This is a genomic window from Pseudarthrobacter xylosi (assembly GCF_055412765.1).
The window spans coordinates 109847-127953 of record NZ_JBVAYT010000001.1; the positions used below are offsets into that span (position 1 = coordinate 109847).

The 18107-nt window shown below is 63.5% G+C and carries 11 protein-coding genes; 3 read left to right on the top strand and 8 right to left on the bottom strand.

Annotated elements, in window-relative coordinates:
* Nucleotides 1-290: 290 nt before the first annotated feature.
* The gene (locus ACZY1F_RS00550; RefSeq protein WP_463939719.1) at nt 291-2162 is read left to right on the top strand and encodes an O-antigen ligase family protein; all 1872 of its coding nucleotides are present in this window, start codon (nt 291-293) and stop codon (nt 2160-2162) included.
* A 256-nt stretch (nt 2163-2418) separates the two neighbouring features.
* Here the strand turns inward: ACZY1F_RS00550 and ACZY1F_RS00555 are convergent, their stop codons facing one another.
* The 5 genes from ACZY1F_RS00555 to ACZY1F_RS00575 form a co-directional block, all read right to left on the bottom strand.
* Nucleotides 2419-8901: a carboxypeptidase regulatory-like domain-containing protein gene (locus tag ACZY1F_RS00555; RefSeq protein WP_463939720.1), complete on the bottom strand. Its 6483-nt coding sequence runs from the start codon at nt 8899-8901 to the stop codon at nt 2419-2421.
* Nucleotides 8902-9267: 366 nt separating this feature from the next.
* A complete protein-coding gene (locus tag ACZY1F_RS00560) occupies nt 9268-9606 on the bottom strand; it encodes a hypothetical protein (RefSeq protein WP_463939721.1) in 339 nt (112 codons plus the stop codon).
* The gene (locus tag ACZY1F_RS00565; RefSeq protein WP_463939722.1) at nt 9603-10067 is read right to left on the bottom strand and encodes a type II toxin-antitoxin system Phd/YefM family antitoxin; all 465 of its coding nucleotides are present in this window, start codon (nt 10065-10067) and stop codon (nt 9603-9605) included. The genes ACZY1F_RS00560 and ACZY1F_RS00565 overlap by 4 nt, the downstream gene beginning before the upstream one ends.
* 114 nt (nt 10068-10181) lie before the next feature.
* Complete coding sequence (locus ACZY1F_RS00570; RefSeq protein WP_463939723.1) at nt 10182-10997, bottom strand: MBL fold metallo-hydrolase; 816 nt, start codon at nt 10995-10997, stop codon at nt 10182-10184.
* Nucleotides 10998-11152: 155 nt separating this feature from the next.
* A complete protein-coding gene (locus ACZY1F_RS00575) occupies nt 11153-12004 on the bottom strand; it encodes an SGNH/GDSL hydrolase family protein (protein WP_463939724.1) in 852 nt (283 codons plus the stop codon).
* A 204-nt stretch (nt 12005-12208) separates the two neighbouring features.
* Between ACZY1F_RS00575 and ACZY1F_RS00580 the strand changes: the two genes are divergently transcribed.
* Nucleotides 12209-13138, top strand: coding sequence for a hypothetical protein (locus tag ACZY1F_RS00580; protein WP_463939725.1), 930 nt, complete (start codon nt 12209-12211; stop codon nt 13136-13138).
* Between the two features lie 402 nt (nt 13139-13540).
* Here the strand turns inward: ACZY1F_RS00580 and ACZY1F_RS00585 are convergent, their stop codons facing one another.
* From ACZY1F_RS00585 to ACZY1F_RS00595, 3 genes are read right to left on the bottom strand one after another with little or no spacing between them, the layout of a single operon-like run.
* Complete coding sequence (locus ACZY1F_RS00585; protein ID WP_463939726.1) at nt 13541-15013, bottom strand: dihydrolipoamide acetyltransferase family protein; 1473 nt, start codon at nt 15011-15013, stop codon at nt 13541-13543.
* A 2-nt stretch (nt 15014-15015) separates the two neighbouring features.
* A complete protein-coding gene (locus tag ACZY1F_RS00590; protein ID WP_463939727.1) occupies nt 15016-16128 on the bottom strand; it encodes an alpha-ketoacid dehydrogenase subunit beta in 1113 nt (370 codons plus the stop codon).
* Nucleotides 16125-17342, bottom strand: a complete 1218-nt coding sequence (locus ACZY1F_RS00595) for a thiamine pyrophosphate-dependent dehydrogenase E1 component subunit alpha (protein WP_463939728.1) — start codon at nt 17340-17342, stop codon at nt 16125-16127. The genes ACZY1F_RS00590 and ACZY1F_RS00595 overlap by 4 nt, the downstream gene beginning before the upstream one ends.
* Nucleotides 17343-17501: 159 nt before the next feature.
* Here ACZY1F_RS00595 and ACZY1F_RS00600 point away from each other — a divergent pair, with 159 nt between their 5' ends.
* Nucleotides 17502-17966 (top strand): Lrp/AsnC family transcriptional regulator, encoded by a 465-nt coding sequence (locus ACZY1F_RS00600; RefSeq protein WP_463939729.1) that lies wholly within the window; start codon nt 17502-17504, stop codon nt 17964-17966.
* Nucleotides 17967-18107 lie beyond the last annotated feature (141 nt).

Consider the following 18107-nt stretch of genomic DNA (forward strand, 5'->3'; position numbering starts at 1 on the left):
ACTAATGGGTCCTTGCCAATGCACTCGCCCGACCGGCCGAAACGCGCCCGGAAACGCATGCCCCGTCCGAGCATTTTCTCCCCACAAAAAAGTGCTCTCACCAGCGACGACGCCGTTTCAGCATTCAGTTGTCAAGTAACGTCAGAGTGTAACCGTCAGGTAGCTTTTGTAAACCAAGGTTCTTCAAAATTACTTGCGCATCAAACGCGATTTGCCAAGCTTCCAAGAGTTAGTAGTTACGTTTGTGCCGGCTTCAGGATGAGTGGGTTGTGGCAGCAGGATTGAGTCTGATGACGCAGTATTTCCGTAGGGCGTGGAACCGCATCCCATTTGCGATTCTGTGTATTTTCATGATTTCTGCATCTGTCCTTGCCTTTCAACCGGGAGGGCACTTTCGGTTTGTCTGGGCCAAACTACTCGTTCTTGGCCTGGCGGTTTTGTTTGGACTCCTTGCACCTACCGGCGGACGCGTCCCTGGCGCGATCAGGCTGGTGCTCACAGCGGGCGCCGTTTGGATTGCCGCCGCGATGCTGCTGTCGGACACTCCGCTGGCAAGCTTGGCCGGGCGATGGCCCAGATATGAAGGAATCCTGGCGCTGGGCCTATATCTTGCAGTTTACGTAATGGGCGCCAAGCTGTTGGGCGAAAATGCGTCGGGCAGACCGTGGCGCAGTCTTCGTCTGTCGCTCTCGATCGTGGCTGTGGTTCTGGTCTTTCTGAGCGGACTCGAAGCTGCGGGACTGCGGCCCTTGGGCGGCGGACTGGATATTCGAACCGGGGCAACGCTCGGGAACGCGACGGACCAGGGGCTCATCGGCGTTGTGATCGCCGGCGTTCTGGCCGCGCCATCCAGAGAAGACACAGCATTCATGACGTGGCTTCGCCGGGCGGGACTTGTCTCGGCGGTGCTGGTGGTATTTCTTTCAGCTTCCCGGGCTGCCATTGCAGGCCTAGTGGTTGTTGTTATCGTGGCGTCCCTAACATGGCTGAAGAAACGCGACCCCACAAGGGCCAAGGGCTTGCCAATCCTGTTCCTGATACTCCTTGCGACAGCCGGGGCAGCACTGCTGATCCCGCCGACACGTGCGCGGCTGTTCTCTTTGGCAACCGTTGATGGCCGTTGGCTGCTCTGGGAGCGGACCGCGGATCTGGTGAGGGATCATCTTTGGGCGGGCGTGGGTCCCAGCGGCTTCGTCGATGCGCTGCCGGCCTACCTGGACAGAGTGTGGGCTGAAAACGTGGGTGACAGCTTTCCTACCGACTCGCCGCATAACTGGCTACTGCAACTTCTCGTGGCCGGCGGCATTCCACTTCTATTAATTTCAATCGGGTTCGCCATTCTTCTCATTCGGATTGCCGTGCTCCGAATTCGGAACACACCGGAGCCTGCGCAGCGCCAGCAGTTGACAGTTGCGCTGGTGGCCGTCGTTGCGTATGCCCTCGCGTTGCTGACGCATTTCACCTCACCGGGGACCACGGGGCTGGTCGCTTTCATCTGTGGAGGCCTAGTCAGCGTGGATCTCAACAGAAACGCGAAACCTGCTCTGGCGTTCCGGGTGCCGCAAACGGTATCCAAGTCCGCAGGCGTGGCTTTCGTTGTCGCCGCACTGGCGATAACCGTTCCCGCCGCTGCAGCCGAGTGGCCGATGGCCAATGGAGTGCGTGCGGCCCGCGCCGGCGACATGGCGGGCGCCGATGCGTCGTTCCAAGCAGCGCTCAGCCTCCGTCCCTGGGATAGCGACACCAGCCTTCTTGCAGCGCAGGCGTTCGCCGGGCCGGCAACCAGCGGGGACTCGTCGGCGGCAATGGGAGCTGTGAAATGGGGCGCCCGGGCCTTGGAACGTACGCCGCACTCATTGGAAGCGGGTATCGCGTCGGCTATTGGTTCTTTGTATAGCGGGGATGTGTTAGCAGCCAAGGCCCGGCTGGATGAATTGGCTGTTCGGGCTCCGTACTCGGCCGGTGTGTTCGTTCAACGCGGAGTGGCAAATTTCGGTCTGGGACATGTCGCTGAGAGCATCGCAGACCTGGAGAGGGCAGCGTCCGTGGACCCCGATTCGGACACGCCTTGGCTTATCCTGGCGGGAATCTATGAGCGGCTAGGCGACGAACAGAAGGCCGGGGACGCCAGCTTCCGGGCGGGCCAGCTGGCCGCCAAGTAACCACTCATGTGCGGGATTTGACGGCGTGCTTTCGCTCCAGGACCTGCGCGTGCGGCCGGTATTCGGCTGATGGACACCGGTCGACGACGGCAGCACTGTGTGGGTGACGGTCGAAAACTGAGCCATTGTGACGACCACTGAATTCCGCCGCCCACGAAATGGCTCACTTTTCGACCAGCGCTGACACACTGGCGGGCGTCTGGCTCAACAGGGCCCGTAAAAGGGCCCTGAAACCCAACAGCTCCGCGGGTGCAGCTCAAACAACCGCAGCAGTCGGCACCGAAGTCTTGACCGCCGTCGTGTACCCGGCCTTGGTGCCTGTCACCGAGACCGTGATCGTCTTGCCAACATCCCCGGCAACCGGCGTGTAGGTCACCGCCGTCGCACCGACAATCGCCACACCGTTGGCCTTCCACGTGTACGCCAGTGTCACCGGCGCCGCCCCCCACACGCCAGGGACCGCGGTCAGCACGGACCCCACCTTCGCGGTACCGGAAATGGTCGGCAAGGGCGCCGGCGACAACGCCGGCAGAGCAGCAACCGCAGCAGTCGGCACCGAAGTCTTCACCGCCGTCGTGTACCCGGCCTTGGCGCCGGTCACCGAGACCGTGATCGTTTTGCCAACATCCCCAGCGACGGGTTTGTAGGTGGCCGCGGTCGCCCCGACGATGGCACCACCATTGGCCTTCCACGTGTACGCCAGTGTCACCGGCGCCGGCCCCCACACGCCAGGGACCGCGGTCAGCACGGACCCCACCTTCGCGGTACCGGAAATGGTCGGCACAGGCGCCGGCGACAACGCCGGCAGCGCAGCAACCGCAGCAGTCGGCACCGAGGTCTTCACCGCCGTCGTGTACCCGGCCTTACTCCCGGTCACCGAGACGGTGATGGTCTTGCCACCATCCCCGGCAACCGGAGTGTAGGTCACCGCCGTTGCACCGACAATCGCCACACCGTTGGCTTTCCACTGATACGCCAAGGTCACCGGCGCCGGACCCCACATGCCCGGGCCGGCGGTCAGCACCGACCCGACCTTCGGGACACCTGTCACGGTCGGCACAGGCGCCGGTGACAAAGCCGGAAGAGCAGCAGCAACCGCAACAGTCGGAACAGAAGTCTTGACCGCGGTGGTGTAGCCAGACTTAGTACCGGTCACCGCGACCGTGATCGTCTTACCGACGTTTGCTGTGACGGGTTTGTAGGTGGCCGCAATCGCCCCGGCGATGTCAACACCATTGGCTTTCCATTGGTAAGCAAGCGTGACAGGTGCTGGTCCCCAGGTGCCCGGGTTGGCGGTCAGCGTGGATCCGACTTTCGCGGAACCGGTGATAGTCGGCACAGGCGCCGGTGACAAAGCCGGAAGCGCGTATGAGAGATTGAGGGTCGAAGTCACCCCTGTCGTCGCAACGATCGGGGTGGCGGCAGCTTCGCTTGTCACGTTGCCGGAATAGAGATTTCCAAGGTCCGTCCTTTGACTGCTGACCTTGATCACGTACTTGCCGGTAGTCAGGCCCGGAATAGCGTACTTTCCGGTTGCGTCGGTGTACGAGCTGCGGGTCACGAGCGAACCGTTCAGTGTGTAGGCGTGGACGGCGGCGTTAGTGACTGGCTTTCCCGACTTATCCACTACGGATCCGCCGATGGTTCCGCCGGCGGTGAGCGTGGCGTTGATGTCCGGGACGGACTTCGCGGTCTGAACGGTGACGGTTGCGGCTTGTCCTACACCCGCCGATTCGGGTTTGTTCTGGTAGAACTGGGCTTCTTCCGTCGAATATCCGCTGGAGCGGTTGAACGCGACCTTGTAGGAACCGGCAGCGAGGCCGACGACGCTGAAGTTGCCTGCGCGGTCGGAATAGCCTTCCTTGACCGATTTTCCTGTCGCGTCAAGGACTGTGACCGGTGAATAGCCTTGCGCGGCTCCGGATATCTTGCCGGCGATTGAACCGCCGAGTTGGGCTGTGAAGTTGACCCCTGTCCTTTCCAGCCCTGCGGTCAACGCCAACGTCGATGCTGTCTCAACGGTCGTTCCGCCATACCACTGGTCGGTTACCCCGCTGTTGATGCCCTGAAGCCTGACTTTGTAGTTGCCTGTCGGGAGCCCGATGATTTTGTAGCTGCCGTCCGAACTGACGGAGGCAGAGGCAAAGGCCATTGCCTCGCCGGCTTTGTAGGCGTAGACGAAGGTGCCGGAGACGGCGACGCCGGCCGGTGCGGTGATTTTGCCGCTGACGGTGGCGCCCTTGACGAGCGTGGCGTTGACGCCTCCGAGGTCCTGCCCGGCGGTGAGGGTGAGGGCGGTGGCGGTGTCGAACGAGGCGGCGTTGCTGTGCCACTGCTCCAGGGCCCCGGTCCCGAATCCCGTGAACTTCAGTTTGTAGCTGCCGGCCGGGAGCCCGATGATCTTGTAGCTGCCATCGGAACTCACCGAAACGGTCTCCTCCGGCGCGCCAGCATTGTCGGCTTTGTAGGCATGGGCGTACGTTCCGGAGAGGGCGACGCCGGCAGGTGCTGTGATCTTGCCGCTGATCGTCGCGCCCTTGATCAGCGTGGCGTTGATGCCCACAAGATCCTGCCCGGTGGTCAGGGTCACTGCCGTGGCCGTGGCCGCGGACGCGGCATTGCTGTGCCACTGGTCCGGCGCTCCGGAATTGTAGCTGGAGAACTTCAGTTTGTAGCTGCCGGCCGGCAGCCCGATGATCTTGTAGCTGCCATCGGAACCTAGGGATGCGGACCCCATGGAGTAGCCGGCGGCGTCGTCAGCTTTGTAAACGTCTACGTACGTGTTGGCCAGGGTGACCCCGGCGGGGGCAGTGACCTTACCGCTGATGGTGGCGCCCTTGACGAGGGCGGCGTTGATGCCGCCAAGATCCTGCCCGGCGGTGAGGGTGACCGTCGTGGCCGTGGCGAACGAGACAGCGTTCGCGTGCCACTGCTCCAGGGCCCCGGAGTTGTATCCGGTGAAGTTCAGTTTGTAGCTGCCGGCCGGGAGCCCGGTGATTTTGTAGCTGCCATCGGAACCGACGGATGCGTTTCCGAAGTAGGAAGAAGCATTGTCGGATTTGTAGACGGCGACGCGCGCGTTTGTGAGGGTAACTCCGGCCGGTGCGGTGATCTTGCCGCTGATGGAAGCGCCCTTGACCAGGGTGGCGTTGATGCCGGCGAGATCCTGCCCGGCGGCGACGGTGACGGCCGTGGCCGTGGCGAACGAGGCGGCGTTGCTGTGCCACTGGTCCAGGGCCCCGGAACTGATTCCGGCGAACTTCAGTTTGTAGCTGCCGGCCGGGAGCCCTGTGATCTTGTAGCTGCCATTGGAACTGAGGAAAGAGCTTCCGAGGGAGGAAAATTCGTTGTCGGACTTGTAGGCGAACGCCTGAATGGTGGAAAGGTTGACTCCGGCAGGGGCAGTGATCTTGCCGCTGATCGTGGCGCCCTTGACCAGGGTGGCGTTGATGCCCGCGAGGTCCTGCCCTGCGGTGAGGGTGACAGCGGTGGCGGCGTCGAAGGACGCCGCGTTGCTGTGCCACTGGTCCAGGGCCCCGGAACTGATTCCGGTGAACTGGAGTTTGTAGCTGCCGGCGGGAAGCCCGGTGATCTTGTAGGTGCCATCGGATGCGACGGAAATGCTTCCGGCGGGAAAATTGGCGCTGTCGGCTTTGTAGGCGTAGGCGTTCGTGTTGGTGAGTGTGACTCCTGCGGGGGCGGTGATCTTGCCGCTGATCGTGGCGCCCTTCACGAGGGTGGCGTTGATACCGGTGCGGTCCTGCCCGGTGGTGAGGGTGACGGCTGTGGCCGTGTCGAAGGAGGCGGCGTTGCTGTGCCACTGGTCCAGGGCTCCGGAACCAGGGCCGGTGAACTTGAGTTTGTAGCTGCCGGCCGGGAGCCCGGTGATCTTGTAGCTGCCATCTGAACCTACGGATACGTTCCCCCTGGAGGATCCGCGGTCGTTGACGTTGTACGCCTCAACCCTGGTCCTGCCGAGATCGACGCCGACCGGGGCGGTGACCTTGCCGCTGATCGTGGCGCCCTTGACGAGGGTGGCATTGATACCGGTGAGGTCCTGGCTGGTGGTGAGCGTGATGACGGTGGCGGTGTTGAAGGAAACGGCGTTGCTGTGCCACTGCTCCAGGGTCCCGGAACTGGGGCCGGCGAAGTTCAGTTTGTAGCTGCCGGCCGGGAGCCCGGTGATCTTGTAGCCCCCATCGGCGCCGAGGAAGGTGGAACCCACCGCGGAGTACTGGTTGTCGGCTTTGAAGGCGTAAACCCTCGTGTTACTGATGCTGACACCGACGGGGACGGTGATCTTGCCGCTGATCGTGGCGCCCTTGACCAGGGTGGCGTTGATCCCCGTGAGGTCCTGCCCGGCAGTCAGGGTGACGGCCGTGGCGGTGTCGAACGAGACGGCATTTTTGTACCACTGGTCCAGGGCCCCGGTGGTGTAGCCGGTGTAATTCACCTTGTAGCTGCCGGCAGGGAGGCCGGAGAACCTGTAGCCGCCATCTGAATCGACCCCAACACGTTCCACGTAGGAGTTGGCAGAGTCTGCCTTGTAAAGGTCGGCATAAGTGCCACTGACATCGATGCCCGCCGGTGCCGTGATCTTCCCGCTGATGGTGGCGCCCTTGACGAGGGTGGCGTTAATGCCAGTGAGGTCCTGGCCAATGGTGAGCGTGATGATGGTGGCCGTGTCGAAGGAATCGGCCCGCACGTGCCACTGATCCAGCGTTCCCGTGCTGTAGCTTGTGAACTTCAGTTTGTAGCTGCCGGCAGCCAGGCCGGTGAATTTGTAGCTGCCATCGGGGCCACCGGATACGGACGTCGCGGGAAAATAGGACGCGTTGGTTCTGTACAGCTCCACCCGGGTGTCGGTCAGGTCGGTGCCGGCGGGTGCTGTGATCTTGCCGCCGATGGTGGCGCCCTTGACGAGGGTGGCGTTGATGCCCGCGAGGTCCTGCCCCGTAGTCAGGGTGACGGCGGTGGCGGTGTCGAAGGAGACGGCGTTGCTGTGCCACTGGTCCAGTCCCCCGGTGTCGTAGCCGGCGAACTTCAGTTTGTAGCTTCCGGCCGGAAGCCCGATGATCTTGTAGCTGCCATCGGAGCTGACGGATGTGGACTTCACCGGGGAGTTGGAGAAGTTGGCGTCGAAGGCATAGACGTAGGTGTTGGCGAGGGTGACGCCGACGGGTGCGGTGAGCTTGCCGCTGACGGTGGCGCCCTTGACGAGGGTGGCGTTGATGCCGGCGAGGTCCTGCCCTGTGGTGAGGGTGACGGCGGTGGCGGTATCGAAGGCGGCTGCGTTGCTGTGCCACTGGTCCAGGGCACCGGTCTCGTATCCGGCGACCTTCAGTTTGTAACTGCCGGCCGGGAGCCCAATGATCTTGTAGCTGCCATCGGAGCCGACATAGGCGGACTTCACGGAGGACACAGCGTTGTCGGCTGTGTAGGCATAAACGTACGTGTTGGCGAGGGTGACACTGGCAGGTGCGGTGATCTTGCCGCTGACGGTGGCGCCCTTGACGAGCGTGGCGTTGATGCCGGCGAGGTCCTGCCCGGTGGTGACGGTGACGGCCGTGGCGGTATCGAAGGCGGCTGCGTTGCTGTGCCACTGGTCCAGCGCCCCAGAGTTGTAGCCGGAGAAATTCAGTTTGTAGCTGCCGGCCGGGAGCCCGATGATCTTGTAGCTGCCATCGGAACCGAGGTAAGTGCTTCCGACATAAGAAGACGCGTTGTCGGCCTTGTAGACATAGACCCTCGTGTTACCGATGCTGACGCCGGCGGGAGCGGTGATCTTGCCGCTGATCGTGGCGCCCTTGACGAGCGTGGCGTTGATGCCGGCGAGGTCCTGTCCGGTGGTGACGGCGACGGCCGTGGCGTTGTTGAAGGAAGCGGCATTGCTGTGCCACTGGTCCAGGGCACCGGTGCTGTTTCCGGCGAACTTCAGTTTGTAGCTGCCGGCCGGAAGGCCGATGAACTTGTAGCTGCCATCGGAACTGACGGAGGCGGACTCCACGTAGGAGTTGGCGGAGTCTGTCTTGTAAAGCTCGGCCCTGGTGCCGCCGACGTCGATACCGGCGGGGGCAGTAACCTTACCGCTGATCGTGGCGCCCTTGACGAGCGTGGCGTTGATGCCGGCGAGGTTCTGCCCGGTAGTGACGGTGACAGCTGTGGCCGTGTCGAAGGAGGCGGCATTGGCATGCCACTGTTCCAGGGCGCCGGTGCCGTATCCGGAGAACTGCAGTTTATAGCTGCCGGCCGGGAGGCCGATGATCTGGTAGGTGCCATCGGAACCGGGGTAGGCAGACGCGACACTGTTGTCGGAGCCGGCGGCGTAGGCCTCAACACTCGTGTTGTCCAGGGTGACGCCGGCGGGAGCGGTGATTTTACCGCTGATCGTGGCGCCCTTGACGAGCGTGGCGTTGATGCCAGCGAGGTCCTGCCCTGCGGTGAGGGTGACAGCTGTGGCGGTGTCGAAGGACGCGGCATTGGTGTACCACTGGTCCAGGGCGCCGGTGCCGTTTGCCGAGAATTTCAGTTTGTAGCTGTCCACCGGAAGATCAGTGAACTTGTAACTGCCATCAGAACCGACCCAAACAGACTCCACGTAGAAGTTGGGCGAATTGGTTTCATACGCCTCGACCCTCGTATTGCTGAGATCAATGCCGGCGGGTGCGGTGATTTTGCCGCTAATGCTGGCAAATGTAGTTTCTGCAGCAGATGCCTGGAGGCCCCCTAACAGGAGCATCCCGGCAGCGCTAACGGCAGCAAATAAAAGTACAGCCCAAACTCGCAGACTTCTGGCAAAGAACGGCACATTTCCCCCATATGTACAAGTCAAGTCAGAAGTGAACGGAGTTCTGGACCCGAAGCTTGAAATTTAGCTCAGTGTAGCTACCAGGGCCATCAATGTCATAAGAATGTCAAATTATGGCAAAACTTTGTTCCTGAATCGGGGGGTTATTCAGCGCCCCAGGATTTTCGGACGGGCCACCGGAGGAATGATTCGGCGTGCACGTGACGGCACAGGTCCTGCGGCTTCCAGATGGACGTGCTTGACGAGGAGTGAAGCGTGGCAGCCCCGTAGTGCAGCGGCAGCGTTTTGTCCCGGTTGCTACTTGGTGGCGTTGGGGTGGTGCGTGTGCACATCAACTATGCAGACGGTTTGCCCGTCGACGTAGAACCACAGCCGTGCACCACCGGGAAGTTCGTGCTGCCAGCGTCCGAGCGTGCCGCCCTTATGCGTGAGAGTAGAGAGCTCACCTTTGAGCTGATGGTTCTTCGCCGACTCTTCCAGCGGGGTCTTGGTCAGGAAGTCCCAAGCGTCGACGACGGAATTCCGCGTAGTGGCAAGAAGATCCTTCCAACCCTTTTCGGCCTGGCTGGTGCCGAACTGAATTCCGAACTCGGCCTTCTTGAGGGGCCGTGGAACGCCGGATCTCTTGGCGCTCACGCAGTGCGCGGGTCGGTAACAGCCGTGGGCTCGATCCAGTCCAACTGGTCATCGGGGGTGTAACCGGCGCTAATAGCCTCCGCGGTGGATCGCCAGGCCCGAAGCGCAATCAATGCCTTGTCGAACCTGCCGACGGAGGCACATGCGCGGGTGATGGCGACAATTTCGCGCGCGAAAGCGGTCTGGTCTGCCTCGCTGAGGAATGCAGCCCAGGGGAAAGGGCCGCGAAGCCGCTCCACAAACGGGACCTGCGGGTCTCCCAAAGAAGCGGTCACGAGGTGAGCCGCCAGCTCTGCCCCCTCGTGTTCCCGGTCGAACTCGGTGGATGTCAGAAGGACGAGGGCTTCCCCATCGCGGCGGGTAATCCTAACGGGCCCCTCCTCGGCCGCCTTAAAGACGTTCGCCGAATTACGGGACAGCTCGGAGGACTGGGCGGTACGTGAAATGGTGGGCGTGGACATACGTTCATTATTCAGAACGTGTTCTGAATAAGCAAGCGCCTCGGGCTAACACGGCCCACTGCCTGGCGAGTCAAATGCTTGACTCACCGTCGGGACCGTTCCGCGTTCCAACACCTAGTGCAGCGGGCGGGTCTCCTGCAGGCGCTTGATGAACCAGCGTGACTGCTCCGGGCCGTAAGGCAGCACGGGGATGGCCTTGGTGGCGTCCGTGGGGGTTTCGCGGATGGACTGCTGGGCCTGGCGGACGGCGGTGGTCATGGTGTTGGCCATGGTCTTGACGAATTGGTCGCTGCAGGGCTGGCCGTGGCCGGGGATCAGGAACTCGTAGCGGTGGCGCAGGGCGGAGATGTGGCGCAGGCTGTCGGCCCATTCCTCCGGGTAGGAGTCCTCGAAGGAGGGGTGCGCCCCCTGCTCCACGAGGTCGCCCACGAAGAGGGTGGTTGGTGTGCCCACCAGGAGGTCGCCGTCGGTGTGGCCGCGGCCCAGGTAGAAGAGCGTGACGTTTATGCCGCCCAGGTCCACCAACACGGGCTGGTCCTTGACGATGGCGTTGGGCACCACCAGTTCCACGTTCTCGCCCTCGCCCGTGGACATCTCCGGCTCCAGTGTTCCCACGAACCGGCGCTGCAGGTCCCCGTGGTCGTCAATCTCCTGGGCGCAGTTTTCGTGGGCCCAGAACTCGGTGGCGCCGTCGGAGGCGAACACGGCGTTGCCGAAGAAGTGGTCGTAGTGCGCGTGCGTGTTGACCACTACGAGGGGCAAAGAGGTCTTCTCCCGCACGGCGTCCAGGATCTCGCGCCCCTGCCGTGGCCCACAGCCGGTATCGATCACCATGGCCCGCTCCGAGCCCACAATCAGGCCGGTGTTCAACAAGGATCCTTCGGTGACCAGCACGTAGTTGTCCGCGCCGACGTCGAGCCATTCTGACATTGTTTCTCCGTACCTCCGGAAAGCGACTGCGTTCTTCTTGGCCCCGATTCTACCCGCGGGCCCTTGGAGTTTCCGGGACGCGGGAAACCGGCCCCGCGGAAATGCGGCAGGACCGCGATTACGCAGGCACCGGGATCAGCCCGGCGCGGGGCGGCTCATTTGATCAGCGTGGCCCAGGACTCCAGGAACTTCTCGGCAAGGTGGGCGTGGCCGGCGGTGTTCAAGTGGACGCCGTCAAAATCGAACCCCGGACTGTTGGCGCCTGTGAACCAGCCGGCGGCGTAGGCGTCAATGAACGGGGCGTTTGCGACGGCGGCCCCGTCACGGACAGCGCTGTTGACGCCGCGCAGTTCCTCCGCGAGCGGCTGCGGGGCGGAGGGGCCAAGCACTACCACCTGCACGCCTGGCCAGAGTTTGCGGGCCGCTTCGATGGTCTGCGCCGTGGCGGTTTTGATTTCGTCAGGGTTGGTGATCCGTGCGTCGTTCTGTCCGCCCTGAAGGATCAGGACGTTGGGGACGAAGGCAGGGTTCGCGGCGATTTTCCGCAACCGGATTTCGTATTCCTGGGCAAGGTTGTCCTGCTCGCCACCGCCCCACGCGAACCCGCTACCGCCCAGGCCGTCGATGTTGGTGGGGTATCCGAGCGAACCGGCAACGAGGTATGCCCATCCCTGGTCTGGCCGGTCTGCGCCGTCCCCGGCAGTGTACGAATCGCCAAGAATAAGGAGCACAGGCTGGGTGGGAAGCTGGATTTTCAGCTGTTGGGCTGGCGCCGTAGAGGTGGGTGTGGGAGCCAGCGACGCAGTAGCTGTTGGCCTGGCGGCCGCCAACGGGCGGGCCGCCAACGGGCGGGCCGCCACAGGGCGGGCCGCCAACGGGCGGGCCGCCACAGGGGCTGCGGGTTCGCCTGGACCACGCGGATTCGTCAGGGCGATGCCTGCTACCCCGAACGCAGCTACGGCCAGCAGAAAAAGCGCACCGTATTTGATCCAATCCCGCTTGGTCATGCTGGGCTCCCACCGATTCTCGTCACCCGGCACATCATACTGACCCGAAATGGCCGACGGCGGCGGGCGGCCAATTGCGACGGTCCGGTGTTTCGGGCAGCCGGGGCAGCCCGGCGCAGATGGGCACCGCTCCCCATCGCAGCGTGCGCCGTGGATACGACATGATGGTGGTTGCACTTTCGCATCAAAATATTGGGGGAACAAGTGAACAACAATCAGCAGCCCGGATGGCCGCAACAGCCCGACAACCAGCCGCAGCAGCCTGAAGACGGCCAGCAGTACCCGCCGGTTCCTCCGGCGCCCGGCCAGGCCCCTGGCCAGAGCTGGCCGCCGCCGCAGTCGCAGCCCTTTGAACAGCAGGGCCAGCCGCCGTACGGCGCACCCGGCCAGCAGTATGTCCAGGCGCCCGCTTTCACCCAGCCGCCGTCGAAGCCGGGAATGCCCGTCTGGGGCTGGGTGGCCGGCGGCGTGGGCGTGGTGGCGGTCATCGCCGTTGCAGGAGTGATGGCGTTCAACGGCCTCGCCAGCGGCAACAAGGAAGCGGATGCCGCTCCCGCACCCATCGTGAGCGAATCCGCAGCCTCCGAAGAGTCGGCCGAACCGCTAGCCAGTACCGGTAGCGGTGACGGCGGTGCCGTCTACCTGTTCGACCAGTCCGATTTCAGCAGCCCGCCCGCATGGCTCATCAAGGAACCGGCGGGCTGGACCAAGAAAGAGGTCAAGGACGGCATGTTCAGTTACACGAACGCCGGCCTGCAGTGCACGTTCACCACGTACCAGGCCAAGCTGCAACCAACCGGAAAAACCGGCGATGAGGCCACCACAGCGCTGGTGATGGCTTCGGAGATCGCCGCCGTCGAGAAGTCCGTGGGCAAACCCGTGGACGTCGTCGACGACGCCGCCTCAACCTACGTCAACCTGCGCGGCGGCGACCAGGACATCGAACTCCAGGAAGCCGAGCTCCGCTTCAAGAACGACAAGGACATCGACGTCACGTACCGGATGGCCGTCCGTGCCACCACCAGCAGCAACGGTCTGATGGAACTGGCCTTGGCCTGCCCCGGTAGCCTGAGCACCGAGTCGGACCTGTGGCTGGAGCTCACGGACGGCATGAGCATGGTCGACGCGCCGTAGTTGGATGGCGGGGCAGACGCCGTCCAGATCGACCGCCTAAGTTTCCGCCTGTTCGCGGTTTGGCGGTTCGATGGACTCACCGTGCCCCGCCGAAGCGGAGCACTCGTCACAACGACCCACAAACTGATGCGGGCAATTCATAAGTTCCAAGTCGTCCGCGGAAGTCACTCTGACTCGCATGGGATCCTGCGCTTCCGTCCACGCTGAGACCGGCGGGGCTCTTAGTCGTTTCAGATGATGGCGCCGGCGGCGACCTTGGGCACCAGTCCTTAATCCCGCCGACACAATAAGTACACCGAATGTGTCGGCGGCGTGCACGAGTAGCCGGTACTCGATTTCTTATCCACAACTACGGGCTCAACTCGCTCAACCGCGGCGATGGGTCCGTGTCGTGCGCCGTGGTCAGATATCGGCCAGTACTGACGCCGGATTCTCGATCGCGTCCGCTACAAACCTGAGGAACCCTGCAGCGGTGCCGCCGTCGCAGACGCGGTGATCGAAGGTGAGCGTCAGTTCGGTGACCTTCCGGACGGCGAGTTCCCCGTCCACCACCCACGGCTTGTCCATGATGCGTCCCACCCCGAGGATGGCCACCTCGGGGTGGTTGATGATGGCTGCGGAGCCGTCCACCCCGAAGACGCCGTAGTTGTTCAGCGTGAAGGTGCCGCTGCCCAGTTGCTCCGGCGTCGCTTTGCCCTCGCGGACGACGGCGGTGAGGCGGCGGATCTCCGCGTCCAGTTCGCGGGCACTGAGTTTGTCCGCGTTGCGTATCGAGGGGACCATCAGTCCGCGGTCCGTCTGGGCCGCGAAGCCCAGATTGATGCCGGCGAAGCCAACGATCTCGTGGGAACCGTCGGCAGCAGTTTCGATGCGGGTGTTCAGGTCCGGGAATCGTTTTAACCCAGCGGTGACAAAACGCGCGATGAACGCGAGGAGCCCCGGGGTATTGTGCGGATCGGACTTCTTGAGGCCTGCCCGGAGTTCCACCAGCGCCGTGGCGTCCACGTCCACCCAGACGGTGGCCTCGGGGATCTCCAAACGGCTACGCGACATGTTGGCGGCCACGGCTTTGCGGACACCTTTGACGGGCGTCCGGGAGGAAATTCCCAGACCTGTGCGGCTATCGACAGCCCCCTGGGTTTCGCTCCCCAACCGTTCCCTAACCTCGCTAGCTCGGTCAGGGAACCCTGCGGTCGTGGCCCCAGGCTCAACCACCGGGGTGCTGATTATCGCTTCAACGTCCTTGCGCATGATCAAGCCGCTGTCACCGGAGCCTTGCATGCTGCCGAGATCCACGCCGTGCTCCCGGGCCATACGCCGGACGAGCGGTGAAATGACGGCTCCCAGTTTCCCGGGAACCCTGGTGCGGAGCAGCAGCAGGTCATCGGCGGCCTTCTGGGCGTCAGGCACGACCGGGGTTTCGACAGGCTCAACCACCGAACTGCGGGGTGCCCTGGTTCGCCGCGCCTGGCTGTTGCCGCCGGGCGTCCCGTACCCGATCAGCACATTCCCGGACCCGGCCTTTTCCTCTTCGCGGTAGGTTTCGGCAGGCGAGGTTTCGACAGGCTCAACCACCGGCGCAGGCTCAACCACCGGAGTGTCGTTGGTTGAGCCTGTCGAAACCACAGAGCCCACCGGTGCCACCGAAATCAGCGGCTTGCCCACGTCCAGCGTCTGGCCCGGCTCGCCGTGGAGCACCGTCACAGTGCCGGCGTACGGCGACGGAACTTCCACCATGGACTTGGCCGTCTCCACTTCGGCGATGGGCTGGTCCACCCGGATCTCGTCGCCCACGGACACCAGCCAGTTGACCAGCTCGGCTTCGGTCAGGCCTTCGCCGAGGTCGGGCAGCAGGAATACTTTCGTTTCACTCATGGTCAGTTCTCCCACTGGAGGTCGTCTACGGCGTCGAGGATGCGGTCCACGCCGGGCAGATAGTAGTGCTCGAGCTTCGGCGCAGGGTACGGGACGTCAAATCCCGTCACGCGGCGGATGGGAGCGGCGAGGTAGTGGAAGCAGCGTTCCTGGACCCGCGCCACGATCTCGGAGGAGACGGACGCGAACCCGTGCGCTTCTGCGATCACCACGGCCCGGCCGGTCTTCCGGACGGACGCGCACACGGTCTCATCGTCAAAGGGAACGATGGAGCGGACGTCAATGACTTCCAGCGAGCGGCCCTCCTCCGCGGCAGCAGCTGCGGCCGCCAGCGCCGTGGGCACGGACGGTCCGTAGGCGATAAGCGTCGCGTCGGTCCCGGAACGGGCCACGGCTGCGCGGCCTTCCGACGACGTCCCCGCCTCGACGTTAGAGGAGTGCTGGGCCCGAAGATCTTCCAGGTCCACCAGGTCCTTGGACCAGTAGAGCTTCTTGGGCTCCATAAACATAACGGGGTCATCCGAATCGATGGCCTCCCGTAGCATCCGGTACGAGTCGGCCACGGTGGCCGGCGTAAAGACCTTCAGGCCCGCGGTGTGGGCGTAGTAGGACTCGGAGGAGTCGCAGTGGTGCTCCACTCCCCCGATCCCGCCGGCATAGGGAACCCGGATCACCATGGGCAGCTTCACGGTGCCCCTGGTGCGGTTGTGCATTTTGGCCACGTGGCTGACGATCTGCTGGAACGCCGGATACGCGAACGCATCGAACTGCATCTCCACCACCGGCCGCATGCCGTTCATGGCCATCCCCACGGCCATGCCCACAATCCCGGACTCGGCCAGCGGGGTATCGAAGCAGCGCTGCTCCCCGAAGGTCCTGGTGAGGCCGTCCGTGATGCGGAAAACCCCGCCCAGCAGGCCCACGTCCTCGCCGAAAACCAGGACGGACGGATCGGCGTGCATGGCATCCGCCAAGGCTGTATTGAGGGCCTTGGCCATGGTGACGGCCTGCGGCCCGGAAGCTTCAGCCACAGAAGCAGCGGAAGCCGCAGCCCGGGCAGTTGCGGCGCTGACGTTGCCGTTCGCCTCGGACGAGGTGGTGATGGTCGGACTCACTTGGCAGTCTCCTCAGACGACGCTTCACGGGCTAGTTCATCGGCCAGCATGGCTGACTGCTCCTTGAGCTGTGGTGTAGGCCCCGAAAACACAAAACGGAACAGGTCCTGGGGGTCCACCGGGACATCCTCACCCAGCCCAAGACGCAGCTGGGAGGCAACTGCTTCCGCCTTTTCCGCGATCCGCGCGGCGCCGTCGTCGTCCAGCAGTCCGCGCCCGGTGAGGTAGGTCTTCATCCGGCTGATGGGATCCTTGGCCAGCCACTCGGCCACCTCGCTGTCCTGGCGGTAGCGGGTGGCATCATCGGCGTTGGTGTGTGCCTGCATCCGGTACGTGTGTGCCTCCACAAGAAGCGGCCCGGAGCCTTCCCGTGCGAGCTTCACTGCCCGGTCCAACACGGCGAGGAGGGCCACCACATCGTTGCCGTCCACGCGTTCGCCGGCCATGCCGTAGCCCACGGCCTTGTGGGCGAGCGACGGCGCCACGGACTGGTGCGCCAGCGGAACCGAGATTGCGTACTTGTTGTTCTGGACGAAAAAGACCACGGGCAGGTGGAAGACGGCGGCGAAGTTCAGGGCCTCGTGGAAGTCGCCTTCGCTGGTGGCGCCGTCCCCGCACATCGCCAGGACCACGGTGTCTTCCCCGCGGAGCTTGGCCGCGTGCGCAACACCCACGCCGTGCAGCAGCTGGGTGGTCAGCGGCGTGCACTGGATGCCCACCTTGTGCCTGGCCGGATCGTAGCCGCTGTGCCAGTCACCCCGGAAGATGGTCATGGTTTCCACGGGATCAACGCCCCGGGCCATGACCGCCACGGCGTCACGGTAGGTGGGGAACAACCAGTCGCCGTCGGAGAGGCAGAGTGCGGCTGCCACCTGGCAGGCTTCCTGGCCATGGCTGGACGGGTACACGGCCATGCGCCCTTGGCGGACGAGTGCCGAGTTTTGGTCGTTGACGCGGCGGCCGACGACGAGCTGCTCGTAGGCAGCCATCAGTTCCTCGTCGGAGGGCAACGGGTACTCGTGGCCGGGTTCGGTGCCCTGCTCACCTTCTGCCTTGAGCCGTCCGTCCGGGTCCACCATCTGGATCTGGTGACGGGCGGGCAGCATGTAGTCCTCCACCGTGATGCCGAACTTGCGCACCGCTTCGGATGCAGCATCTTCGGCCGGCAAACGCTGGGCCTGGTCCGGCGCAGTGTGGTCCGCGGAGATCGTCATTGGTCCGTCCTTCTGTAGCCACTAGTCACTCCCAGTATCGTCCCCATGGAACTTTCGTATCCAGTCCTACGGTAAATCGTGGAAGGTTCCGCCGAATGGACCTAGTCTGGGAGACGAATTGAAATGTGATCTGGACAACGGGCTGGAGCGGTGGACGAATTGGCACGACTTGAGGGCGATTCCGGGGAGATACCCCTGGACGATGTGGATCGAAGGATCATCGCCGAACTCACCCGGGACGGGAGGATGTCCGTGACGCAGGTGGCCGAGAACGTCCACATCTCCCGCGCCCACGCCTATACCCGCATCGCCAGGCTCACCGGCGAGGGAGTACTGACCAAATTCACGGCTCTGGTTGACCCCATCAAGGCAGGGTTGAAGTCCTCCGCCTACGTGACACTCAAAGTGAGCCAGCACTCCTGGCGTGAACTGCGCGAACAGCTCAGCTCCATCCCGGAGGTCCATCACATCGCCCTGGTGGGCGGCGATTTTGATGTGATCCTGCTGGTGCGCGCCATCGACAACACCGACCTGCGCCGGGTGATTTTCGACCAGCTGCAGTCGATGCCGGGCGTCCTGGACACGCAGACTTTCCTGGTGTTTGAGGATGTTGATACGCGGTAGGGCGTCCGACCTGCGTCGACAGGCAATGTTTACCCGTCTGAAACCTTCTGCTGCGTACTATTTGCCTATGGGGACTAAACAGCACACGACTTTTTGCGCTCTCTGCGCGGAGACAACCAACCACGTGACCGTATATCAGAA